At 65.6% G+C, this 23765-nt stretch carries 20 protein-coding genes; 15 read left to right on the top strand and 5 right to left on the bottom strand.

Annotated elements, in window-relative coordinates:
* The first annotated feature begins 94 nt into the window (after window positions 1–94).
* Together KSS93_RS16835 and KSS93_RS16840 are read left to right on the top strand one after the other, a co-directional pair.
* The gene (locus KSS93_RS16835; protein WP_217885121.1) at window positions 95–679 is read left to right on the top strand and encodes a DUF4274 domain-containing protein; all 585 of its coding nucleotides are present in this window, start codon (window positions 95–97) and stop codon (window positions 677–679) included.
* Window positions 666–1715 (top strand): hypothetical protein, encoded by a 1050-nt coding sequence (locus KSS93_RS16840; protein WP_437182049.1) that lies wholly within the window; start codon window positions 666–668, stop codon window positions 1713–1715. The genes KSS93_RS16835 and KSS93_RS16840 overlap by 14 nt, the downstream gene beginning before the upstream one ends.
* 240 nt (window positions 1716–1955) lie before the next feature.
* On the opposite strand, the gene KSS93_RS16845 is transcribed toward KSS93_RS16840, so the two are convergent.
* Entirely contained in the window at window positions 1956–2465 is a 510-nt protein-coding gene (locus KSS93_RS16845; RefSeq protein WP_217885122.1) for a peroxiredoxin, read from the bottom strand.
* Between the two features lie 144 nt (window positions 2466–2609).
* On the opposite strand from KSS93_RS16845, the gene KSS93_RS16850 reads away from it, so the two are divergent.
* The 8 genes from KSS93_RS16850 to KSS93_RS16885 are packed head-to-tail and all read left to right on the top strand — an operon-like array spanning window position 2610 to window position 10340.
* On the top strand, window positions 2610–2813 hold the full coding sequence (locus tag KSS93_RS16850) for a hypothetical protein (protein ID WP_217885123.1): 204 nt from the start codon (window positions 2610–2612) through the stop codon (window positions 2811–2813).
* Between the two features lie 29 nt (window positions 2814–2842).
* Window positions 2843–3862: a beta-ketoacyl-ACP synthase 3 gene (locus KSS93_RS16855; protein ID WP_217885124.1), complete on the top strand. Its 1020-nt coding sequence runs from the start codon at window positions 2843–2845 to the stop codon at window positions 3860–3862.
* Entirely contained in the window at window positions 3862–4875 is a 1014-nt protein-coding gene (locus KSS93_RS16860) for an NAD-dependent epimerase/dehydratase family protein (RefSeq protein ID WP_217885125.1), read from the top strand. The genes KSS93_RS16855 and KSS93_RS16860 overlap by 1 nt, the downstream gene beginning before the upstream one ends.
* Window positions 4865–5719 (top strand): MBL fold metallo-hydrolase, encoded by an 855-nt coding sequence (locus tag KSS93_RS16865; protein WP_217885126.1) that lies wholly within the window; start codon window positions 4865–4867, stop codon window positions 5717–5719. The genes KSS93_RS16860 and KSS93_RS16865 overlap by 11 nt, the downstream gene beginning before the upstream one ends.
* Window positions 5709–7067: a F390 synthetase-related protein gene (locus KSS93_RS16870; RefSeq protein ID WP_217885127.1), complete on the top strand. Its 1359-nt coding sequence runs from the start codon at window positions 5709–5711 to the stop codon at window positions 7065–7067. Before KSS93_RS16865 ends, KSS93_RS16870 begins: the two co-directional genes overlap by 11 nt.
* Window positions 7055–8209, top strand: a complete 1155-nt coding sequence (locus tag KSS93_RS16875; protein ID WP_217885128.1) for an ATP-grasp domain-containing protein — start codon at window positions 7055–7057, stop codon at window positions 8207–8209. Before KSS93_RS16870 ends, KSS93_RS16875 begins: the two co-directional genes overlap by 13 nt.
* On the top strand, window positions 8206–9345 hold the full coding sequence (locus KSS93_RS16880) for a hypothetical protein (protein ID WP_217885129.1): 1140 nt from the start codon (window positions 8206–8208) through the stop codon (window positions 9343–9345). Before KSS93_RS16875 ends, KSS93_RS16880 begins: the two co-directional genes overlap by 4 nt.
* Window positions 9342–10340: a Rieske 2Fe-2S domain-containing protein gene (locus KSS93_RS16885; protein WP_217885130.1), complete on the top strand. Its 999-nt coding sequence runs from the start codon at window positions 9342–9344 to the stop codon at window positions 10338–10340. Before KSS93_RS16880 ends, KSS93_RS16885 begins: the two co-directional genes overlap by 4 nt.
* Before the next feature lie 71 nt (window positions 10341–10411).
* Here KSS93_RS16885 and KSS93_RS16890 read toward each other — a convergent pair whose 3' ends face one another.
* The gene (locus KSS93_RS16890; protein ID WP_217885131.1) at window positions 10412–11425 is read right to left on the bottom strand and encodes a transporter; all 1014 of its coding nucleotides are present in this window, start codon (window positions 11423–11425) and stop codon (window positions 10412–10414) included.
* Between the two features lie 219 nt (window positions 11426–11644).
* Between KSS93_RS16890 and KSS93_RS16895 the strand changes: the two genes are divergently transcribed.
* Together KSS93_RS16895 and KSS93_RS16900 are read left to right on the top strand one after the other, a co-directional pair.
* The gene (locus KSS93_RS16895; RefSeq protein ID WP_217885132.1) at window positions 11645–13786 is read left to right on the top strand and encodes a TonB-dependent siderophore receptor; all 2142 of its coding nucleotides are present in this window, start codon (window positions 11645–11647) and stop codon (window positions 13784–13786) included.
* A gap of 111 nt (window positions 13787–13897) precedes the next feature.
* Window positions 13898–14857 (top strand): ribonuclease Z, encoded by a 960-nt coding sequence (locus KSS93_RS16900; RefSeq protein ID WP_217885133.1) that lies wholly within the window; start codon window positions 13898–13900, stop codon window positions 14855–14857.
* A gap of 371 nt (window positions 14858–15228) precedes the next feature.
* Here the strand turns inward: KSS93_RS16900 and ppk2 are convergent, their stop codons facing one another.
* On the bottom strand, window positions 15229–16047 hold the full coding sequence (gene ppk2, locus KSS93_RS16905; RefSeq protein WP_217885134.1) for a polyphosphate kinase 2: 819 nt from the start codon (window positions 16045–16047) through the stop codon (window positions 15229–15231).
* Between the two features lie 287 nt (window positions 16048–16334).
* Here ppk2 and KSS93_RS16910 point away from each other — a divergent pair, with 287 nt between their 5' ends.
* Together KSS93_RS16910 and KSS93_RS16915 are read left to right on the top strand one after the other, a co-directional pair.
* A complete protein-coding gene (locus KSS93_RS16910) occupies window positions 16335–16940 on the top strand; it encodes an SEN1982 family lipoprotein (RefSeq protein ID WP_217885135.1) in 606 nt (201 codons plus the stop codon).
* Window positions 16941–17036: 96 nt separating this feature from the next.
* Window positions 17037–17231 (top strand): hypothetical protein, encoded by a 195-nt coding sequence (locus KSS93_RS16915; protein ID WP_217885136.1) that lies wholly within the window; start codon window positions 17037–17039, stop codon window positions 17229–17231.
* Between the two features lie 65 nt (window positions 17232–17296).
* Here the strand turns inward: KSS93_RS16915 and KSS93_RS16920 are convergent, their stop codons facing one another.
* Together KSS93_RS16920 and KSS93_RS16925 are read right to left on the bottom strand one after the other, a co-directional pair.
* Window positions 17297–18172, bottom strand: a complete 876-nt coding sequence (locus tag KSS93_RS16920; protein WP_217885137.1) for an AEC family transporter — start codon at window positions 18170–18172, stop codon at window positions 17297–17299.
* Window positions 18173–18333: 161 nt separating this feature from the next.
* Window positions 18334–18750, bottom strand: a complete 417-nt coding sequence (locus KSS93_RS16925; protein WP_217885138.1) for a VOC family protein — start codon at window positions 18748–18750, stop codon at window positions 18334–18336.
* 121 nt (window positions 18751–18871) lie between these two features.
* On the opposite strand from KSS93_RS16925, the gene KSS93_RS16930 reads away from it, so the two are divergent.
* Window positions 18872–23761 (top strand): dermonecrotic toxin domain-containing protein, encoded by a 4890-nt coding sequence (locus KSS93_RS16930; RefSeq protein WP_217885139.1) that lies wholly within the window; start codon window positions 18872–18874, stop codon window positions 23759–23761.
* Window positions 23762–23765: the final 4 nt, after the last annotated feature.

The following is a 23765-nucleotide window of genomic DNA, read 5'->3' on the forward strand; positions in this document are numbered from 1 at the left end:
AGCCTGTACCGGCCCTATCGCCCGCCCTTGATATTACCGGCCAACTGGGCTATCAACCCCGGCTTTGCCACCCTCTATCAAGGACGACCGCCCCATGCCCTGCCTGCTAACCCGCGAGCAATTCCTGCGTGCCAGCGAATGCGCCGAACTCAACGGCATCGCCGACCGCGCCACCCTGCTGGGCATGCTCGAAGACGCCGACATGCGCGACACCCTCACCTACTGGAGCGAGCAGTTCTACAAGGCGCCGCAAGACCTGGTATGTGTGGCCGACCTGCAAAGCAAGCAGGAGCTCCATTACCTGGCCGCCCACCTGAACTGGGACGACGGCCTGCTGGCGCCCCGGGCCATCCTCGCCCACCCGCTGTGTGACGCCGGTACCGCGCTGCTGCTGTACTGGTACGGCCAGGGCTGGTGGCAAGCCGGCGCCGAGTCCGAGGCAAACGCCTTCTACACAGGCCTTGTACAGCGCTTCGCCGAGGGCGGTTTCAGCAGCTACAGCATCGCCTTCGACCCGTTCGCCGATAACTTCGTCCCGGACCTGGCCACCCTACGCGAGCGCGGCCTGCAACTGCCGGGCGTGCTGTTTGCCACCTACGCAGGCCAAACAGTCGAAACCGAAGAGCATGCCTACCAGGCCTACATCGATGAATGGAAGGCCGCCCATGGCGAGCAATGAGGCGGGCATGCTGCGTGTCGCCCTTGCCGGGCTGGCTCTAAGCGTTACGGCGGGCCCTGCCGGCGCCTCCACCGAGCTTGCCGGCGTCTGGCACGGTACCTTGGGCAAGAGCGCGATCACGGCCTGCTTCAACACCGATACCGAGAGCGGCAGCTACTACTACCAGCGTTTTCTGGCCCCGATTCGCCTGGCCCCGAAGGCCGCAGGCGAGCCCTGGGCCGAAGAAGGCGATACCGGGTTGTGGCAATTGAACGCCCCGCAAGGTGACAGCCTGACGGGGACCTGGAGCAAGGCCAAGGGCGGTAAGGCGCTGCCCGTGGCCCTGACGCGCTCAAGCGCCGAAAACTGCGGTGGCGATGACTACAACGCGCCGATGGAGGCCGCACCGCTGCCGGTGAAGGTGCAGAAGACCACCTTCGAAGGGCATGTCTACCAGACCAAGACCCAAGGCAGCGAGGTCACGCTCACACTGGTGGGTGATGGCCCTGCCATCGCCAAGGTCAACCAGCAGCTGGCGCGGCTTGCGGTTGACCCCGAAGCCCAGGAGCAATACTTCGAAGAGCGCCGCCGCTCGTTGGGCTACAACGGCTACGTCGCCACAAGCGAGATCACCGTGGAGCCTGTTTACCGCTCTTCGGGGTGGCTCACTGTCAAGTTCTATCGCTGGGCTGCCGGCATGGGCGCCAACGGCATCGGCTGGGGGCTGCACAGCTGGAACCTGCGCACGGGTGAAAGCGTCGACCCTTGGGCCTGGCTGGGCATGGACTACCAGTGGTACAGCCCCTACGGCGGGCATGTCAGCCTGAGCGAGCCATTTGCCACCTGGCTGCGCACCCAGGCTGAAGCGGATGACGGTTGCCCGGATGTGGCCAGCTACAGCTACTATGACCTGAGTTTCAACACCCAGGGCATGCGTTTGGCCAATCACGCCAGTGGCGATGGTTGTGATGTGGATGTAAGCGCCAGCTGGAAGCAGTTGGAGCCGTTTCTGTCGGCGCAAGGGCGCCAAGCCTTGGGTAGCCTGCAGGAGCCTTGAGCGAAGAGCAGGTTTTTCAGGCCAGTTCGCCGCCCCAGGGTTTGCCGCGATCCTGTGGGAGCGGGTTTACCCGCGAACACCGGCGAAGCCGGTGCCAGACTCCGCGTCGCTTGCTTCGCGGTGGTCCGGCACTCCGGTAAACCCGCTCCCACAGGGTATCTGGCGCCCTTACGAACTCTGTTTTCTGCGCGACAGCGCAGCCCGCAGCAGGGCTGGGTAATCTCCTACAGGGGTGTATCGTCAGGCCTGGGCTTGCAAAACCGCCAGCAGGCTCTGTGCATCACTCACCTCAAGCTTGCCCGGCGCATCCACAGCAACATGCCGCACCAGCCCGTCGTCCACCAGCAGCGCATAACGCTGCGAACGCCGGCCCATGCCGCGGGCCGAGGAATCCTGGGCCAGGCCCAGGGCATCGGTGAAGGCGCAGTTACCGTCGGAGATCATCTGCACCAACCCTTGGGTGGGGAAGGTCTTGCCCCAGGCGTCCATGACGAAGGCATCGTTCACGGCCACGCAGAGAATCTCGTCGGCGCCGGCATCGAACAGCTCACGGGCATGAGCGAGGTAACCCGGCACATGGCGCTCCGAGCAGGTCGGCGTGAAGGCGCCGGGCAAGGCGAATATCACAACTTTGCGGCCCTTGCAGCGGTCGCTGACGGAAAACCCCTGCGGGCCGACGGGGCAGCCGCCCTCGCCGCTGCTGTACTCGTAAAGTGTTAAATCGGGCAGTTGCTCGCCAACTTTGATCATGCTGCTCTCCAGGGTTGGGCCGGGACCGCCGGCCGCCGCAGGTTTAGCGCGAAAAGGGCGTTCACGCAACGCCCGCCTCGCAACCGCACGGGCAATCCACTACCATCACGCGCTTTACGAGCAGGCCTGTACAAGGACGTCACCATGGGCAACCGCGCCTGGCTGTACCTGCAAACAGAGCAGGACAGCGACACACCGGCTATTGACGTCGCCAGCGTGAAAAACTGCCTGCCGGCGCTGTGCTTCGCCGGATCAGCGAACGCCTTGCCGAGAGCAACATACGGCGAATGCTGGTCTTGCACGAGCGCTTTACTGAGCAAATGCCCGGTAAAGCCTGAAGTAAACTGAGCCCCTCTTGCATTACTGACGGATCATTCATGCACCCTAGCGCGTCATCCCCCCGCCCTGCCCGTTCGCTGGTTATCCTCGGCACCGGCCACAGCCTGCCGCAACAGGTTCTGACCAGCGCCGCGCTGGACCACAGGCTGGGCCTGCCACACGGCAGCGTCGAACGTATCAGCGGGGTGCAACAGCGGCATGTCGCAGGCCCGGCCGACACCGCCGCAACCCTCGGCGCCCAGGCGGCGCACAAGGCCTTGCAGGCAGCGGGCGTGACGCTGCAGCAGTTGGACCTGATCGTCTGCGCCAACGGCACGCAAGACCAAGGCATGCCGTGCAATGCCGCTCTGCTGCAGCGCGAACTGGGCCTGGGGCAGTCCGGCATCCCGGCCATGGACATCAATGCAAGCTGCCTGGGTTTCATCGCAGCGCTGGACACCCTGTCCTGGGCGATCCAGGCCGGGCAGTACCGCCTTGTGCTGGTGGTGTGCGCCGATATCGCCTCGTGCGGGCTCAACTGGCAGCAGGTCGAGGTCTGCGGCATTTTCGGCGACGGCGCGGCAGCTGTGGTGCTCGGCCCGGGCGAAGGCGGCGCGAAGTTGCTTGCCTCGCGGCTGAACACCTTCGCCGAGGGCGCCGAGCTGTGCCAGATCCTGGCCGGCGGCTCGCGCTATCACCCCCGGCGCATCGACCAGCCCTTCGCCCCGCTGACCAGCTTCGCCATGCACGGCAAGGGCGTGTTCCGTCTGGCCGCCAAACACCTGCCCGCGCTGCTCGACGACTTGCTCGCCCAAGCCGGGCTGAGCCTGGCCGATATCGACTGGGTTATCCCGCACCAGGCCAGCCAGCAAGCCATGGCCCATGCCGCCAGGCGCCTGAGCATGAGCCCCGGCAAGGTCATCGACATCTTCGCCCGGCATGGCAACCAGGTGGCGGCGTCGCTACCCACGGCCCTGGACATCGCCGTGCGCGACGGGCGCATCCAGCGCGGGCAGCGGCTGCTATTGATCGGCACCGGTGCCGGCCTGTCCCTCGGCGGCTTGGTGCTGGAGTTCTGATGAAGATCCTGGTCACCGGCGGTACCGGTTTCATTGGCCGGCATCTGGTATGGCACCTGGCGGCACAAGGCTGCCAGGTGGTGTTCAGCGGGCGCAACGCCACGGCTGCTGCCGAGGTCATGGCGCATAGCCCGGCACCTGTCCAGTGGCTGGCCCTGGAACATGGCAGCGCGCAGGCGGCCGAGCACCTGACCGAAGCCAGCCAGGGCTGCGCGGCCATCGTGCATTGCGCTGCGCTGTCGTCGCCCTGGGGCGCGCCGCAGGCGTTCCGCCAGGCCAACCTCGATGCCACCGCCGAGGTGATCCACGCTTGCAAGGCCAATGCCGTGCCCCGGCTGGTGCACCTGTCGACCCCCAGCCTGTACTTCGACTTCATCGACCGCCTGGGCATCCGCGAAGACCAGCCGCTGCCCACCCCGGTCAATGAATACGCGCGCACCAAAGCCCAGGCCGAAGCGCTGCTGGCCAAGGCGCAACTGCCCGAATGCGTGATCCTGCGGCCCCGCGCGGTGTTCGGCCCGTGGGACCAGACCCTGATGCCACGCCTGCTGCGGGTGATGCGCCGTGGCGCGATACCGCTGATGCGCGGCGGCCAGGCGCAACTGGACCTGACCTGCGTGGAAAATCTGGTGCATGCGGTATGGCTGGCAGTCACCCGCCCGCTGCCGCGCTCTTTGTGCGTATACAACCTGAGCAACGCCACGCCCATGGCCTTCGCCGAACTGCTGCAGCAACTGGCCACGCACCTGCACTTGCCGCTGCGCACCCGTCGGCTGCCCTGGCGCCTGGTGCATGGTGTGGCGCACCTGCTGGAGCTCAAGGCCCGCCTGGGCAACGGCGCAGAACCCCTGATCACCCGCTACGGCGCCGGGGTGCTGGCCTTCAGCCAAACCCTGGACACCCGCGCTATCTGCCGCGAGCTGGGTTATGCCCCGGTCATCAGCCAGGCCGCAGGCATCGCCCGTTATGCGCAGTGGTGGCTGGCCCGCCAGGAGGCAACCGATGAGCCGTAACGTGCAACTGCACATTTTGCGTGCCGGCTGGTGCCGGCACCTGGAGTGCATGGCCGACCGTGGCGGGCGCCTGGCAGCGGTAGAGTTCCCGGCTTTGTGCGGGCTGATCCGCCACCCCGAGCATGGCTGGATCCTCTACGACACCGGCTATGCCGAGCACTTTTTCCACGCCACCCGCCAGTTGCCCGAGCGCCTGTACCGCAGCGCCGTGCCGGTGCAGTTGCCGGCTGCCGAGCAACTGACAGCGCAGCTGCACAGCTTGGGCATCTGCCCGGCGGATATCCGCTATGTGATCATTTCGCACTTTCATGCCGACCACATCGCTGGCCTGCGCACCTTCAGCCAGGCGCGCTTCATTGCCCTGCAGGCCGACTGCCAACACCTCGAGCAGCTGCGCACCAGGCGCTGGCGGGCCACCCTGGGCGGGCATCTGCCGGCCTTGCTGCCGGACGATTTCCGCGCCCGCCTGCAACTGGCCGACACCAGCCCGCGCTGCGACCTGCCGCGCTGGATGGCGCCGTTCGAGCATGGCCTGGACCTGTTCGGCGATGCCAGCCTGATCGGCGTGCCGCTGCCCGGGCACAGCGCCGGCCAGTTGGGGCTGTTCATCCCCGATGCCCAGGGCCGGCCGGCGTTTCTGGTGGCCGATGCCTGCTGGTCGGCGCCGGCCTGCCGCGCCGGGCGCCTGCCGGCGGCAGCGGCCCTATGGTTTGCCAGCACCGATCGCCGGCAGTATCAACAGACCTTTGCCGGGGTCGGCGAACTGCTGCGCCGGGAGCCCGCCGTGGCGGTGCTGCCTTCCCATTGCACCCAGGCCTGGGAGGCGTTCAGCCGTGAACAGTGAGCGTTTGATCGGCACCCTGCGCAGCATCGGCGCGTTCCTGTTCAGCCGTTATGCCCTGCGCTTTCGCAGCCGGCAGCGGCTTGAAGCCTGGCAGGCCCGGCGCCTTGCACACTTCATGGCGCAGGTGCTGCCCCGTGGCCAACGCTTCAAAGGTGCGCAGCCTGCGAACTTGCAAGGTTTGCCGTTAATGGACAAGCACACGCTGATGGGTGACTTCGCGGGCTTCAACACCCGCGGGCTGAGCCTTGAGCAGGTTCTGCCGATTGCCCTCAAGGCAGAACACTCGCGGGACTTCAGCCCGACCCTGGGCGATATCACCGTGGGGTTGTCCAGCGGCACCTCGGGGGCGCAAGGGGTGTTTCTGGTCAGCAGCGAAGAGCGCCAGCGCTGGGCCGGCATCCTTTTGGCCCGCACCCTGCCCCGGGCCTTGCTGCCAAGGCTGGTGTGCCCGTGGCTGGCGCCGCTGCGCATCGCCTTTTACCTGCGCGCCAACAGCCGCCTGTACACCACCCTGGCCAGCCGGCGCATCGACTTCGCCTTCCACGACCTGACCCTGGGCCTGGCGGCGTCGCTGCAAAGCCTTGAGCGGCAACGCCCGGACGTGCTGGTGGCACCGGCCACCGTGTTGCGCGGGCTGGCCGAGGCCGTGCTGGCCGGGCAACTGAACATTCGCCCGCTGCACATACTGTCGGTGGCCGAGGTGCTGGAAAGTACCGACGCCGAACGGGTGCAACAGGCATTCGGGCGCAAGCCGCAGCAGATCTACCAGGCCAGCGAGGGCTTTCTCGGCTATACCTGCGAGGCCGGCACCCTGCACTTGAACGAAAGCCACCTGCATATCGAGCCGCAGTGGCTGGATGCCGGGCGCACGCGCTTTGAGCCGATCATCACCGACTTTTCCCGGCGCACCCAGTTGATCGTGCGTTACCGCCTCAACGACATCCTGCGGGTGGCCGAGGCGCCCTGCCCCTGTGGCAGCGTCGAGCGGGCGATCGCGGCGGTCGAGGGCCGCGCCGACGAGGTGCTGTGGTTGCCGCGCCTGCAGCGCCAGGAGCTGGCGCCGCTGTACCCCGATGTGCTGCGCCGCGCCCTGTTGCTGCTGGGACCGACGCTCGAGGAGTACCAGGTGCGTCAGCACGGCCTGCACTGGCAGGTCGACCTGCGCACCAGCGCCGCCCCCGAAACCCTGGCCCGGCACGTGAGCGCTGCGCTGAACGAACTGTGCCATGAGCTGCAACTGCAGGCGCCACGCCTGAGCTTTGGCCGCTGGCAAGCGCCGCCGCCACAAAGCAAACGCCGCCGCCTGCTGATGCTGCAACTGCCTGAAGGAATGCCATGCGTGTATTGATTCTCGGCGCCCGCGCCCCGGCCTGCCTGGAGTGGGCCCGTGCCTTTGCCGAAGCCGGCTGGGCGGTGACTGTCGCCGACTCGCTGGGCCAGCCCTTGAGCCGCTTCAGCCGGGCAGCCGAGCGCTTCGTGCGCCTGCCCGAGCCCCGGCACGACCCCGATGCCTGGGTCGACGCCCTGGCGAAGGTCATTGCCCAACAGCGCATCGACCTGCTGTTGCCCACCTGTGAAGAGGTGTTCTACCTGGGCCACGGCCTCGAGCGCCTGCGCCCGTTGTGCCGGGTGTTCACCAGCGATTTCGCGCTGCTGCACCGGCTGCACCACAAGGGCGATTTCGCGGCCATGACCCAGGGCTGGGCCGTGGCCGCGCCGCCGACACACGTGCTGCATGACCACGGCGCCTTGCAGGCGCGGGCCAGCGAACATGATGCCCTGGTGTTCAAACCGGCCTATTCGCGCTTTGCCTCGCAGACCCTGGTAAGGCCAACACTAAAGCAACTGGCCAAGGTTCAACCCAGTGCCGAAGCGCCATGGGTGGCGCAACGCTTCGTCGCCGGGCAGGAATACTGCAGCTTCAGCGTGCTGGTGGGCGGCCAACTGCGTGCCCATGCCAGCTACCGGCCGCTTTACCGGGTCGGGCGTGGCTCGGGTATCTACTTCGACAGCTGCACACCGGCGCCGGTGCGCGCCTTCGTCGAGCAATTCGGCAACGTCACCGGCTACACAGGCCAAGTGGGCTTCGATTTCATCGAAGACGCCGAGGGCCGCTTCCATGTGCTCGAATGCAACCCCAGGGCCACCAGTGGCGTGCACCTGTTCGACGACCAGCGCAGGCAACTGGTGGCTGCGTTGGCTGACGAGGGGCCGGGCGTACTGCAGGCCAGCCTGCAACCGCGCATGATTGCCCTGGCCATGTGGCTGCTGGCCGCGCCGCAACGGGCCCTGCAAGCGGGCTTCTGGCACGACTACCGCGCAGCCCGGGATGTGATCGTGCAGGGCGGCGACCGCAGGCCACTGCTGGCCCAGGTGTTGAGCCTGGCCGAGATCATCGCCCGTGCGGCGAGCCGGCGCTGCGGCTTGCTGGCAGCCTCCACCGCCGACATTGAATGGAACGGCCAACCACTGCAGGGGCCACGCCCATGAAGCTGCTGATGCCCGAGGAGCTGGCCGGCCAGGCACCCCAGCCGGGCGACAGCCTGGCCCGGTATTACGTCAGCAGCTGTGCCGGCGGTGCGCTGATCGGCAATGTCAGCACCGCACTGGCCCTGCTCGATATCGGTGAGCACCAGTTCCCGGTCAGCATCAATCAGGGCACCGAGCCTGCCGGCAATTGCTACGTGGTGTCGCCGCAAACGGCCTACAGCGGTTACGCCCGCGAAGAGCTGCAACGCCTGCGCCGCCCCTGGCTGGCCTGGCCGCTGAAGTGCCTGACCTTGGCCATCGACCGCCTGCTCGGCGCTGCCAAGCTCGACCGCCTGGTGCAGGTGAACAACTGGCTGCTGTCTACCAACCTGTACCCGGCCGACTGGGCCGGTGCTGAGCTTGCGCAGATCACCGAGCTGCTGCGCAGCCGCTTCCCCGACCATGGCCTGGCGTTCCGTTCGCTCAACGACTTCAGCAATGCCGCCCTGCGCCAACGCCTGCAAGCCCTGGGTTACCTGGCCATCCCCAGCCGCCAGGTGTACCTGTTCGACGCACGCCTTGGTGAGCAGTCGGCTTTTTTGCGCCGCCACAACACCTGCATGGATGCCACGCTGCTGCGCCGCAGCCCTTATAGCGTGGTGCCCGGCGAGGCGCTGGCCGAGGCCGACTTCCAGCGTATCGAACAGCTCTACAACCTGCTTTACCTCGACAAGTACAGCACCCTCAACCCGCATTACAGCGCCGCCTGGCTGCAACGCGGGCAGTGCGAGGGCTGGTTGCAACTGCGCGCCCTGCGCAACGCCGAGGGCCGCATCGACGGGGCGCTGGGTTGGTTTGCCAACGACACGCTGCTGAGCACGCCGATCGTCGGCTACGACACCGCCCTGCCCCAGCGCGCCGGCCTGTACCGGCAACTGACCCGCCTGTGCCTGCAAGAGGCGGTGGAGCGCCGCCAGGTGCTCAACTTCAGCTCCGGCGCCGCAGCCTTCAAGCGCCTGCGCGGTGGCCAGCCGCAGATCGAGTACAGCATGGTGTACGTGGCACACCTGCCCCTGGGCCGGCGCCTGGTCTGGCAGGTACTGGCCAGCTTGCTAAAACGCATCGGCGTGCCTTTGATGAGGAAACTCGAACTGTGAAAACCCCTGCCGGCTGGTGGCCGGTCGCCCTGAGCCGCGTACTGCGCCACAAGCCTTTGGCCTGCACCCTGCACGGTGAGCCGTTGGTGGTGTTCCGCGATGGCGCGGGCACGCCTGCCGTGCTGCCCGACCGCTGCCCGCATCGACATGCGGCGTTGAGCGCGGGCAAGGTGCGTGATGGGCAGGTCCAGTGCCCTTACCATGGCTGGCGCTTCGACGCCCAGGGCCGTTGCACCCATCTGCCCGGCCGCCTGCAACAACACTGCAGCCAGCCGCTGTTGCAGGCGCTGCACAGCTGCGAAGCCCACGGGCTGGTGTGGGCCAGCCTTGAGGCCGAGCCGCCGCAGGCGCCACCGATTGCGCCCGCCGCGCAAACCCAAGCGCTGGATGTGTTCTGGATGAGCGACCAGGTGCGTTGCACCGTGCAGGATGCTGCGGAAAACTTCCTCGACGGCTTTCACACCCATTTCGTGCACGCCGGGTGGATACGCCAGGACCGCAAGCGCCAGCAGATTCGCGCCTGGGTGCATGCGCTGGAGGATGGCGTCGAAGCGCAATACAGCGAAGAGCGCACGCAGTCGGGGTTGATTTCGCGCCTGTTCGAGGGTGAGCGCGGTTTGAGCATGGGGCGCTTTCGCTTGCCGGGGCTGGCCGAGATCGAGTACCGCGACAGCCAGGGCGGGCTCAATCTGCTGGTCAGTGCCTGGCTGGTGCCGGCAGGCGCTGGTGAGCTGCGCCTGTTCGCACGTATTGCCACGGCCCGTGGGCGCTTGCCGGGGTGGCTCAAGCGTGGGGTGCTGCAGCCGATGTTCGCGGTAATTCTCAGGCAGGACCGACGGATTCTCGAAAATGTCAGTGCCAACCGGGAGCGCTTTGCCCTGTTGCCAACGCCGCTGGACAGCCCGCAGGACTTGCTGGCGCCGTGGATTCGACAGTTGCTGGCGTATGGTCAACTGAGTGGTTTCGAGGAGCGGCGGGACACGTTTTTGCTGTAAGGCGGGGTGATTGTCGGGCTTTTACGGGGGCGGCGCCCGATCTGATAGGCCGTGCGCCACCGCTGGACGCATCAGTAATCGCCGCGCTTGCGAAACGCCCAGCGCCCTGCAATCACGGTAAAGGTCACCACCAGCGCCACCAGCACCCAAAACCCGTGGGGGTCGTCGGACAATGGCACACCCCCCACGTTCATGCCGAAAAAGCCGGCGATGATGTTGATCGGCAAGGCCAGCACGGTCACCACGGTCAGGGTGAACAGGGTGCGGTTGTTCTGCTCGGTGAGCTTGGCGGCGATCTCTTCCTGCAACAGCTTGATCCGCTCCACCAGGCTGGTGAGGTCGTTGATGATCACCGCGATCTCTTCGGTAGAGGCGCGCAGCTGGTGGGTATCCTGCTCGCTCAGCCAGGCCGGCGGGCGGTTCAGCAGCCGCAGCAGCGAGCCGGGCTCCAGCGCCAGCAGCCGCTGCAGGCGCACCAGCACCCGGCGCAGGCTGCTCAGCTCGGCGCGGTTGTCGGACAGGCGCAGCGACAGCAACTGGTCTTCGATGCGGTCCACCTTGAGGGTGGACTCGCGCACCACCTGGGTCAGCAGGTCGCCCTGGTCGCGCACCAGATGCACCAGCAACTCCACCGTGGAGCCAAAACGCTCGCCGCGCTTGACCGACGAGCGCAGCTCGTCCACCGAATGCAACGGCTGCAAGCGTGCGCTCACCAACAAGCGGCTGCGCGCGCAGGCCCACAGGGTGGATACGTCGGATGACACCAGGCCAAAGCTGAACACCATGTCGTTGACCACCGCCAGCAAGGCATTGTCGGTGTGTTCGATGCGGGTGGAGCGCGAACCTTCGCGCAGGGTCTCGAAGAAGGTCTCCGGCAGGTCCAGGTGGCTTTTCATCCAGCGCTCGCAGGCGGCGTGAGCCAGGTTCAGGTGCAGCCACAAGAACTCATCGCCCGGAGGCGCCTGCAAATGCGCCATGGCCTGGCTGGAGTCGATCTCGCGGCCGGGCTGGCCCGGGCGGAAGGCATAGCCGTAAAGCAGGCCATGCAGGTCGGCCTCGTGGTGCTGCGAATGGGTGGGGAGCATGCGGTAGCGCGCCTCGGCGAGTCCCGGTGGAAATAGCGCCATCTTAGAGACAGCCGCATGACAGTTGCGTGACGCTTCTGCACCGCGTCGCCGACCCAGTTGGCACGCCCGTCACAATCGGCATTCGGTATGCCAAAACATCTGGTAATGGGAATTGTTACCAGATAATATCGCGCCGCGTTTACACCCCCGTGCCCTCTTCTTCCAGGACCTGAACCGATGCGTTACAGGATTGTTTCGCTGTGCCTGCTCCACGCCGCCCCCATGCTGACCTGGGCTGCCGAAACCCCTGCCGTGGATAGCTCCGCCGGCATCCAGCTCGAAGCCGTGAACATCAACGCCGACGCTGGCGACTACGAACGCGCCGACGGCCCGGTGGACGGCTACCGGGCCACCCGCTCGGCCAGCGCCACGCGCACCGACACCGCGCTGCACGAAACCCCGCAGTCGGTCAGCGTAGTACCCAAGGATGTCCTGGAAGACACCGCCTCCACCCGCCTGCAGGATGCCCTGGACTACGCCGGCGGCGTCGGCCGGGCCAACAACTTCGGAGGCCAGGGGCTGACCACCTTCACCGTGCGCGGCTTCACCACCGGTGAGTTCTACCGCAACGGTTTCCCGATCAACCGTGGCTACCCCAACGCCCCCGACGCCAACACCGTCGAGCGTCTTGAGGTACTGCGCGGCCCGGCCAGCGCCCTGTATGGCCGTGGCGACCCCGGCGGCACCTTCAACGTGGTCAGCAAGCAACCGCTGCCCGAGCAGAAGGTCACCCTCGGTAGCCAGTTCGATGACCAGGGCATGCACCGCGCCACCCTCGATGCCACCGGCCCGCTGAACCAGGACGGCAGCCTGGCCTACCGCCTGAACGTGCTCGGCGAAGGCGGCGAAAGCTTCCGTGATGACGTCGAGAGCGAACGCTACGACGTGGCGCCGGTGATCAGCTGGCAGGTCAATGACGCCACCAAGATCGTCTTCGAAGGCGACTTCATGCGTAACAACCACCCGCTGGACCGCGGCCTGACGCGCCTGCCAGGCCAGCGCGGCTCGGCCTCGCGCGACACCAACATCTGGGAAAAGGGCAGCGACAACCTGCTGCACAACGACAACAACATGGCCCAGTTGCGTTTCGAGCACCTGCTCAACGATAACTGGACCCTGGGCGGCGGCATGCAGTGGCTTGACGGCTCGCTCAAGGGCAACGCCGTGGAAGCCAACGCCCTGCAGGCCGATGGCCGCACCCTGGGCCGCAATTTCAACTACCGCAAGCTGGAGTGGACCGACCGCGACTACCAGCTCAACCTGACCGGCCACTTCGATACCGGTGGTTTTGCCCACACCTTGCTGACCGGCGTCGAGTACGAAGACTACGACTACAACTCGATCATCCTGCGTTCCGCCGCCGGCGCCGCAGCCTACCCGATCGACATATTCGACCCGGTACTGGGCCAGGCGCGCCCTGCCCTGACCCGCACCACCACCCACGACAAGGAAAACCTCAAGACCTGGGCGTACTTCATCCAGGACCAGGTAGCCCTGACCGAGCGCCTCAAAGCTCTCGCCGGCGTACGTTTTGAACGCTTCGAGCATGACTACGTCAACAAGCTCAACGCCGCCGGTGACTTCAACAAGGGCGAGAACGGCGTGACCCCGCGCTTCGGCCTGCTCTACGACCTGACCGACACCGTTGCGGTGTACGCCAACACCGCGCGCTCGTTCAAGCCCAACAGCGGCACCCCACAGGCAGGTGGCGGCTTCGACCCGGAAAAGGGCAAGTCGTACGAGCTGGGCGTGAAGTGGGAAGCGCTGGACCGCCAGCTGAGCGTGGACGCGGCGATCTACCATATCGTCAAGGAAAACGTGCTGACCAACGACCCCAACGACGCCACCAACACCTTCAAGGTGGCGGCCGGCGAAGTGCGCAGCCGTGGCCTGGACCTGAACATCGCCGGCAACCTGACCCCCGAGTGGCGGGTGATCGGTGGTTACTCGTACGTCGATGCCGAAGTGACCAAGGACACCACCCTGGAACGCGGCACTCGCCTGGCCAACATCCCGCGCAACACCTTCAGCCTGCTGAACACCTACGAGTTCCAGGACGGCCTGGCCAAGGGCATTGGGCTGGGCGTCGGGGTCAAGTACGTGGACGACCGAGCCGGTCAGACCGCCGCCACCACCTACACCATGGAGCGCTACAGCGTGGTCGACCTGCTGAGCTTCTACAAGCTCAACGAGCATGTGCGGCTGAACCTGGATGTGAAGAACGTGTTCAACAAGGGCTATGACGAGGGTGCGTTCAACAGCTACGTCTACCCTGGGGCGCCGCGCACCGTACAGGCCGGGGTGTCGTACACCTTCTGATGCTGCCGGGCCTGTACCTGCACGCGAACCTGTTCCCATTGCTCCCGGCATGCTAGCCTCCGCGCGCCTCGCCCTGCGAGGCAGGACAGTCTTCACGTCAAGGAGTCAGGCATGGACCTGCAGTTTCTGGGCACCTCGTCCGGTGTGCCCACCAAGGCCCGCAACGTCAGCGCCACCGCCGTCATCGAATCCGCCGGCCACGGCTGGTACTTGGTCGATTGCGGCGAGGGCACCCAGCACCAGCTGTTGCACAGCCCGCTATCGGTGCGCGATCTGCGCGCCATCTTCATCACCCACGTTCACGGCGACCACTGCTTCGGCCTGCCGGGGCTGCTGGCCAGCGCCGGCATGTCCGGGCGCAGCGAGCCGCTGACGCTGGTCATGCCCGCCGCCTTGCAGGCCTGGATACGGCAAAGCCTGGCGGTGAGCGAAACCTACCTGCCGTTCGAGCTGCAGATACAGGCACTGGAAAGCTTCAGCACCATGGCCTGCGGCAATGTCAGCGTATCGACCGTGGAGCTGTCGCACCGGGTGCCATCCTGGGCCTATGTGTTCAGCGAGCGTGACCCCGAACCTCGGCTGGACACCGCACGCCTGAAGGCCGACGGCATCCCCGCCGGACCGCTGTGGGGCCAGCTGGCCCGCGGCGAGGCAGTCGAGCACGAGGGCCGCCCGCTCGACCCGCAGGCCTACCTGCAAGCAACCCGTGCGCCGCAGCGCATCATCGTGTGTGGCGACAACGACCGCCCCGAGCTGCTGGCAACGGTGGCCCAGGGCGTGGACGTGCTGGTGCACGAAGCCACCTTCACACAACCTGTGATCGCGCGCAGCCAGAGCAACTTCGGCCACAGCACAGCAGCGGCCGTGGCGCAGTTTGCCGAGGCAGCGCAGGTGCGCAACCTGGTGCTCACCCACTTCAGCGCGCGCTACCAGGCCGTGCCCGGGCGCGGTAACAGCATCGGTGAGATACGCGACGAGGCGCTGGCCGGGTATCACGGCAACCTGACCCTGGCGCGTGACCTGCAGCGCTATCACCTGGGGCGTGACGGGGTGTTGGTGGAAGTGGTCTGAGCGCAAGGCCCTATCGCCGGCAAGCCAGCTCTCATAGAACAAACTGCAACTCATTGATTTAACACGGTTCCTGTGGGAAGCGGCCTTGCCGGGGCGCCGTCCGGTCGAGATGGGGCGCGAAGCGGCCCCAAGATCTCAGCTTCATGCAAAAATTGCCGGGGCTGCTGCGCAGCCCATCTCGACCGGACGGCGCCCCGGCAAGGCCGCTTCCCACAGAGGGCGCGGTGCATCTGCGAGACCAGTTCTCTGCGCGACAGCGCAGCCCAAAGGGCTGGGTGATCTCCTACAGGTAAGGCATTGGCCTGCAGCTCATGCAATTCCTGTGGGAGCAACTGTCTTGCTCAATTTCTAACATCTGGCGCCCTCCCGGCTCAGAAGCGCTCGGCGACCATTTTGAACGGGTACGGCTGGGCCTTGTACTTGCCGATCTTGCCGCGCTTGGGCAGCTCGATCTTGTGCTTGTGGCTCAGGTCTTTGTACGGAATCTGCTGCAGCAGGTGGCTGATGATGTTCAGCCGCGCCTTGCGCTTGTCTTGCGAACGGGCCATGTACCAGGGCGCCCAGGACGAGTCGGAGGCGGCGAACATGTCGTCACGGGCGCGGGTGTAGTCGTCCCAGCGGTTGTAAGACTTGAGGTCCATGGGCGACAGCTTCCACAGTTTGCGCCCGTCGTTGATGCGGTCCTGCAGGCGGCGGGTCTGCTCCTCGGCGCTGACTTCGAGCCAGTACTTGATGAGGATGATCCCCGACTCGATCATCATCCGCTCGAACATCGGCACCACGGTCAGGAACTTGCGCGCCTGTTCATCGCTGCAAAAGCCCATTACCCGCTCGACGCCTGCGCGGTTGTACCAGCTGCGGTCGAAGATCACCACCTCGCCGGCCGCCGGCAGGTGGGTGAGGTAGCGCTGGGCGTACATCTGGGTCTTTTCCCGTTCGGTGGGTGCCGGCAGCGCCACCACCCGGAACACCCGCGGGCTGACCCGCTCGGTGATGGCCTTGATGGTGCCGCCCTTGCCAGCGCCGTCGCGGCCCTCGAAGACGATGCACACCTTCAGGCCCTGCTCCACCACCCACTGCTGCAGCTTCACCAGCTCTACATGCAGTTTTTTCAGCTCGCTTTCGTAAGCCTTGCGCTCGAGTTTTTGCCCATCTTCGCGCTTGTGCTTGTTGCCAGCACCCTTGGCCATCGCCGTTCTCCCCGAAGGCCCCGGCGGCGCCGAGGCGAATCTGAGCAGTATGGTCGAACCCTGACGGTTTGCCGGTTGCACGGTCCTGAAGGAGCAGGCTTGCTGGCGATGGGCCGGTACAGTCCGCAGCGCTCAGGACGCAAACGCTTGCGACCCCCGTCACAAAGCCTGCGGGCATGTCCACTTGCCACGATTGCAGGCGCTCTGGCTCGCGGGTTTTAATCCGCCCCGCCGGCCTAAAGCCTGCGTTTTCAACCCGCACCATGGCAATTCAAGGAAGCCTTACGATGGACAGGAAGCTCATTCCCCTGGCCCTGCTGGCCAGCCTGCTCGGCTGCTCCGACGGCCAGAAAGCCACCGAAGCCAGCCTGCACCAGGCCGCCCAGGCCTGGCTCGACACCCAGTACCCGCGCTGTTTCGTGGCCACCACCTTCCCCACCCGCACCCGCGATTTCGATGTTGACGGCACCAACCAGGCGCTGCGCGCCCTGGCCAGGGTCGGTGTGGTCAGCGAGCAGGAAATCAGCCGTACCGAAGTGCCCGAACGCCTTTGGCAACCCGCGCGCACCGACATCTACTACCGCTATGAGCTGACCGAAAAAGGCCGCGCCCTGTACAAGGCCGATGGGCAAGATGGCAAGGGCGGGCTGTGCTTCGGCAAAGCCCAGGTCACGGCGATAGAACGCTTCACGCCCCCTGTGGAACGCGATGGCAGCAAACGCACACAAGTGACCTTCCGCTACAGCGTCGGCGAACTACCGGCCTGGGCGGACGATCCGGCACTGAAGGCCGATATCAAAGGCCTCGCCCAGGCCGCCGCCAGCGCCGCACAACCGGTCGAGGTGACCCAAAGCATGGTGCAGACCGACCAGGGTTGGGCACACGAAGGCTGAGCGCAGCCTTAATGCTGGGAAAATCCGCGGGCTCCATCATTCGCCGCAACTGGCCAGTGGCCGTTTTATTTGTTGATCGATGATGGAGTACCCCGCATGAAAACCCTTTCCATTGCCCTTGCCCTGCTTGCCGCCAGCACTGTGACCTCGGCATTCGCCGAAGGCGGCGCCGAGCGCCTGAAGGAGCGCAGTGAACAGTGGGCGCAGCAGCGCGAGCAGGCGCAAAAGCGAGAGGCGCTGGTACAGGAGAAGGCCGGTGCGCAGCGCCAGGCCGAAAAGCCAGCCAGCTGATCAACGGCGCTATCGCCGGCAAGCCGGCTCCCCCTGCAGGAACCGGCTTGCCGGCGATAGCGCCCTCACAGCCACCACGCCAACACCGCCGGCAACCAGGCAAACGACAGAAGCGTCGAGCACATCACCAGGTTGGCCACATGCTCCGGCTCCCGGTTTGCGCGCACCGCCAGCAGGTAGTTGAACACCGCCACCGGCATCGCCGACTGCACCACCAGCACGGCCCGCTCCAGGCTCTCCAGCCCCAGCAACGCCCCCGCGCCCCAACCCACCGCCGCCCCCAGCACAATGCGCAGCCCGCCCAGCAACAGGCCGCTGCCGATATGCCGTGGGCGAATGCTGGCCAGCGACACGCCCAGGGTCAGCAGCATCAGCGGGATGGTCATGCCGCCCAGCAAGTCGGCCGTATTGGCCAGCCAACGCGGCAGCTCGACATCCAGAAAGATCAACGGCATGGCCCCGGCCAGGCTGATGACGATGGGGTTGCGCAACAAGGCCTTTGGCGAAGCAGCACCGCCGGCAATGGCAATACCCACGGTGAACTGGAAGATCGACAAGGTCAGAAAGAACGCCACCGCCAGGGCCAGGCCATGCTCGCCGAAGGCATACAGGCTGATGGGCAGGCCCATGTTGCCGGTATTGGGGAACATGAACGCCGGCAGCAGTACCCGCCAGTGCTGGCCGCTGATTCTGCACACCAGGTAACCCGCTACTGCCATGCCCAGCAGGCACAGGCAACAGGCCAGGGCCATGCTGCTGAACGCGCCGGGGTCGAGCTGGGTGCGGTTGAGGGTCGACAGCACCAGCGCCGGGGTGCCGACTGTCATCACCACCTGGGCGATGAACTCGGTTGGGTAGGCAAGGCCCCGGCGGGCCCAGGCATAGCCGATGGCGGCGACGATAAATACAGGGGCCAGGACGGCGAACAGCGAGGCCAGCATGGGGTGGGGCTTCCTTGGCAATGGCGGCAAGGCATTATGCGCAGGGCTTGGGGCTGTGGGTATGCACGATCGACCCTATCGCGGGGCAAGCCCGCTCCTACAGGCCCCCTGCTTAGCCAGGAAAGGCACGATTGCCTCAGTCGCAGCGCCCGGCGCTTCATTCAGGCCAACGGCGGCCCCTTGAGCTCGACCCGGTTGCCGTCAGGGTCGAGGCAGTACACCGACAGCCCTTCACCGTCGGCACCATAACGTTGTTCGGCAGGTTCCACTTGCACCCCGGCAGCTTGCAGGTGAGCGCGCAAAGCGGGCTCGTCGAACGGCTCTATACGCAGGCACAGGTGGTCGAGGTTGTGGCCCTCGCGGCCAGGTGCGGCGCCGCCCTGGCGCCCCAGCGGGCCGTCTGTCGCCACCAGGTCGATAAGGCTGCTGCCGGCAGCCAGGTGCAGCATGCCCAAATCTTCGCGGCGCCGGCGCACGGCACACCCAAGCAACTGCTCATAGAACTCCAGGCTGCGCTGCAGACTCACGACACGCAGCACCACATGGTCGATATGCAGGACGTGAAAGGCAGGCGACATCGAACAACTCCTGACGGCGGGCGGTAACAAGACCATAGCAGCCCCGCGCGGGAGGTACTCCACTAATACCTTTGAACGTGGGTTTACCGATCAGATGGCAGCTTTCACCAGGAGCTTTGCCATGCAGCTAACCGATACCGCCTTCCACCAATCCACTATCGTCACCTCGTTCCCTGCCTGGGCCCGGCAACTGCCGGCCAGCCACATCGGCGCGCTGTTCAGCGCACTGCGGGCTGATTACCTCGATGAAGAAGGCAAGCCTTTTGCCTGGTATGCCGGCGCCGAGGCCAGCGACCAGAACGCATTGCAACAAGCACTGACCCGGCGCGAACAGAGCCGCAAAGCCAGCGGCGTAGCGCTTGCCGGCTTGCAAGGCATCACAGCCTTTTGCCAACCGCTGCTGGCTGACGCGTTGAAAATCGGCCCGCCCGTCACCCAGGCGCAGTATGTCTTCCAACCCTGGAAGCTGGTGGTGGACTCCGACCTGATCGGTTTGCCATCGGGAGGATCGATTCCGGCCGTTATCAATCCCTCCATACCCCAGGCCGATGGCCCGCCGCAACGCCACAGCCTGCTGGCGGCGGCGCTGGGCAACTTCGTCGCAGGCTTCGCGGCCGGGCCGTTGAGCACCCTGCAAAACAGCACCACGGACACAACCGCCTTGAGTGGCCTGGATCTGCCAACCTTCATCGACACGTGCCGGTCGCTGGACCTGGGCAAACGTTACCAGCAGCACCTGGTGGCGGTGTTCGAAGGTCCGAACCAGGCGACGGTCGAGCAGGCCTGCATCCGTGCCAGCCGCGACGAACTGCTGGTGCAGGCCCATACCGCACGCATGCAGGCACTGTTGAGCAAGGATGGCCATGCCATGTTGCTGCAACTGTGTGCCGAAGACCCTGCACCCCGCTATGCCGGGCGCCGGGTTTCGGTGAGGCGGTTGGAGCTGTTTGGTACGCCGATCCATGAAGTGCTGGTCATCGGCCCGCAAGACGACACGCAGGTCAACCCCTGCGTGCTGTACATACCAGGCCATAGCCAGGAAACCCTCAGGGAATTCCCGTCGGCAAGCGCAATTCACAAGCACCTCGCCACGCGGCTGCTGCAAACCAAACTGCGCCAGTTGCTCATCAGTTATGCGCCCATTCCCCTGCAGCCAGCCCTGGCGCGCCAGTTGCAAGCGGCGCTGTTCGAACCCCTCGCCGACGGACGCCTCAAACCCCGGCCTTCACCCGTCCTGAGGCTGGGCACCCGCAACGTCGGTGCTTCGGTCTGGAAGACGCTCTACGTCGATCACCTGCAACGCTTGAAGGGCAATGCCCGGGCTATCGCCGTTCCCACTGCGGATGTCGACGCCGCCGCGTGGCTGAAGCGGTTGGAGCACTGGCTGGAGATCGGCCTGGATGTGCTCAATGTGGCGGCATTGGCAGTGCCCGGGCTGAATGTGCCGATGCTGGCGATATTCGGTGCGCAGATCATGGGCGAAGTGTTCCATGGCATCGAAAGCTGGGAGCATGGCGAAAACGCCGAAGCCTTGGCCCATGTCGAGTCGTTGCTGGTCAACGCCCTGACCGTCGGCGCCTTCGCCGGTGCGACGAAAGCCCTCAAGGCCAGTGGTTTCGTGGATGCGATGCAAGAAATCCTGATCGAGGGCAAGCGCCGGTTGTGGCGGCCTTCGCTCAAAGGCTATGCCGTCGAAACGCTGCCTGATGGCCTGGGCGACCCCGATACCCAGGGCCTGCGGTATGACGGTAACGAGCGTTACATCAGCATGAACGGCCAGCACTATAAGGTGATGCCCGACGAGCAAGGGCGCTGGTGCGTGCAGCACCCTGCAGACCCCCAGGCCTACCGCCCTCGACTGCGCCACGATGCCCAGGGCGCCTGGCGCATGGAGCATGATTCACCCCTGGCATGGGACAACACAGAGCTTCTGCGCCGAGTCGGCCACCACGCCGACGGCCTGAGCGACACGCAGTTACGCACAATCGTAAAGCTGGTCGACCTCTCGCCCAGCGCCCTGCGGCGCAGCCTGGTCATCAGTGAACCCACCCCGTCACTGCTGATCGACGCCATGGTACGGGTGCGTTGCGACATCGACACCCGGAATATCGTCAGCGCCATCCGCGAAGGCAAGCCATTGCGTGCCGATTACAACTTTGGCCCTGCCGAGTTACCGACGCTGCCAGGTTGGCCGGAGCACGTTCGGGTGAAAGTCTACACGGGGCCCGAGCCTCGGGGCGAAGCGGTCACCTATGGCAACCGGGCAGAGGGGCCAGGACTGGACCTGAAGGTTACCCGCACCCAATTGCAGAACGGCGACCTCGCACGCACCGTGATCAGCCAACTGGACGAGCCGTCACTGCTCAGCCTGCTCGATGGCCAGACGCCAGCCAGCGAACGCGCACAGCGCCTGCAAACACTGCTGGCAGACCGCCTGCAGGGCAAGCGGGAGGAAATATTCAACAGGCTGTACGAGCGTGCCCAACCCACGGCAAGCGTGTCCGCCGGCCGCATCGGCCAGCAATTCCCCGGGCTGCCGGTACGGGTGCTGGAAGAAATTGCCAGCCACGCCAACGCCAACGAACGTAAGCAACTGGCGACCCCAGGGGCCAAAGTGCCGCTGCGTGTTGCGCAAGAAGCACGGCGCTGCCAGGCCCGGTTGCGCCTGGACAGGGCGCTGATGGGGCTATACCGCCCTGAACTTGCCAATCAGGATACCCAAAACCTGGTCGAGCAGCTCACCCGCTTGCGCCCCGAGTTGCAAGGCGACACACCGGGCTGCCTGCAAGCTTTGCTTGCCGATCGCCCGTTGGCCCGTCGGTTGCTGGGCCAGCAACCGATCCGGCCAGGCTGGCGCTCGCCACTGCGCATGAGCGATGGACGCATCGGCTACCCGCTCAGTGGGCGCGGGATGTGGCCTGACAATATCGGCGCCCGCTTGCGCGCGCTGTTTCCGGGGTTGGAACCCGAGCAGATCAACGCCTTGCGCAACGAACTGCGCAGACTGCCTGGCAACCTTGGCGAACGGATCAGGGCCATGGAGGCGCAATGGCGTCACTTGGACGAACAACTGACAGCGTGGGTACAGGCGCTGCCTGCCGAGCAGCGACAGAGCCGCGAGGCTTTTGCAGCAGCTCTTCGCGGTGCCTGGCGCAGGGAGAGCGGTGACACCCTGACGCTGAGCAACATGCAGTTGCAGACTGTGCCGGCCCTCCCCTCACAAATGGACCACATCACCACTGTCATCCTGGAGAACGCTGGCGTGGAGCAGGTGGAGCAGGCCTTCCTGCAGAGCTTCCCCAACCTGCGGAGGTTGCGCTGTAGCCAGAACGTCGGCCTGGACGCCAGCTCGCTGTTCGATAGCCTGCGCAACGCAAGCCGCCTGGAAGCCCTGGAGCTGAACAGCAACCTGCTCGGCTCCCTTCCGGGCAATGCCTTGCCGACCCTGTCGGGCCTGCCACGCCTGCGCAGGCTGAGCTTGCGTTTCAACGGTTTGCAGTTGGAGGGTGTACAGCTGCGCGAGCTGACTCGTTTACAACTGGAAAGCCTGGACCTGCATGCCAACGCCCTGACCCTGGATGAAACCACTTGCAGTTGGTTCGCCGACATGGTTCACCTGCGCAGATTGGACCTCGGCTCCAACCCGCTGGGCATGGCGCCAGACCTAAGTTTCATGGCTAGGCTTGAATCGCTCGTCCTTAGCCAGGCCGGGCTTAGCGCATGGCCCGACGGACTGACCACCTTGATGAACCAACGCAACTTCCAACTGCGCCGGCTCGACCTGAGCCGCAACGACATACAGACCCTGCCTGGCATCGACGCCATCTTGGCCACCCCTTATGCCCAGGCCTTCAGAGGCAACCGCCGCGACCTGAGATGGTTGTTCAATTACAACGGCCTGGCAGAAGCTGATGCCTTACGCCTGCGTGAAAGCGGCCTGGTCGTGTACGAACACCCGGCAACGTCGGAGGCAGAGTCCGAAGGCGAACCGCTGAGCTGGCGCGCCCATGGCACTGCCCAGCAGCGAGAACAGTGGGATGCCTTGTTCGCAGAACCCGAAAATACCCCTTTGGCAGACATCCTCCAGCGCCTCACCCAGTCCAGCGACGCGCAGCGAGACTCGGCGGGATTGGGCAAGCGGGTATGGCGGTTGCTGGACCGGGTCGCCGACGACGACGGGCTGCGCCAACGGGTTGTCGAACTGGCCGGGGAATACCCAGCCAACTGCGGTGATGCCGGGGCAGATGCCTTCAGTGCCCTGGAACTGGAAGTTGAGGCTTACGACTTGAGTAGCAACGGAAAGATCAGCGGTTGGGACCTGTTCCTGCACTTTCGCCGCCTGTACCGTCGCACCTTGGTCAACGAGGCGGCAGACCGTATCAGCCTGCTTCGGACGTTGCGTCGTAATGCCTTGGTTGCCAACACCCCCCCTGAAGCATTGCCCGCCCTGGACCCTGCAGATGGCATCAGTGACGAAGACCTGCGCAACTTCCCGGTGGACGACATCGAGATTCGCCTGGCGCTGCGCCTGGCCCTGAGTAAAAGTTATCGGCTGGACTTCCCGGAGCCAAGCCGTGGCATGCTCTATCGCGCAACCGCCAGGGTTGATGACAGTATCGAAGATAAAGTCGAGGTGGCCGTCAGCCGGCTGGCCAACAATATTGCGCGGATGCGCGACTGGCTGATGGCCGAACCTGCCTGGCGCCTGTTCCTGGAGCGCGAACGCCCCGAAGCCTTCGAGAGTTTTCGCAAGCCCTGGGCGCGCGGCTTCGATTACCTCATTGGCGTCTACGAGCCGGAGGATGGCCCAATGGGCGACGAGGTCAGCGCAGCCATAGCCAACGCCTTGGGCAGCGCGCCGTTCGACGAGCAGGGGCACCTTCGGCCAAGGGGCTCGGACACTGAACTGTCTGCCGAGGCCGAAACCGCCTACAACGCCGAACGCCAGCACGCCGAGGCGGTGCTGATCAAGCGCCTGACCGAAGAACAAACGGTGCCGCCCAAGGACTGATGCC

The organism is Pseudomonas xanthosomatis (assembly GCF_019139835.1).
Taxonomy (GTDB): domain Bacteria; phylum Pseudomonadota; class Gammaproteobacteria; order Pseudomonadales; family Pseudomonadaceae; genus Aquipseudomonas; species Aquipseudomonas fakonensis.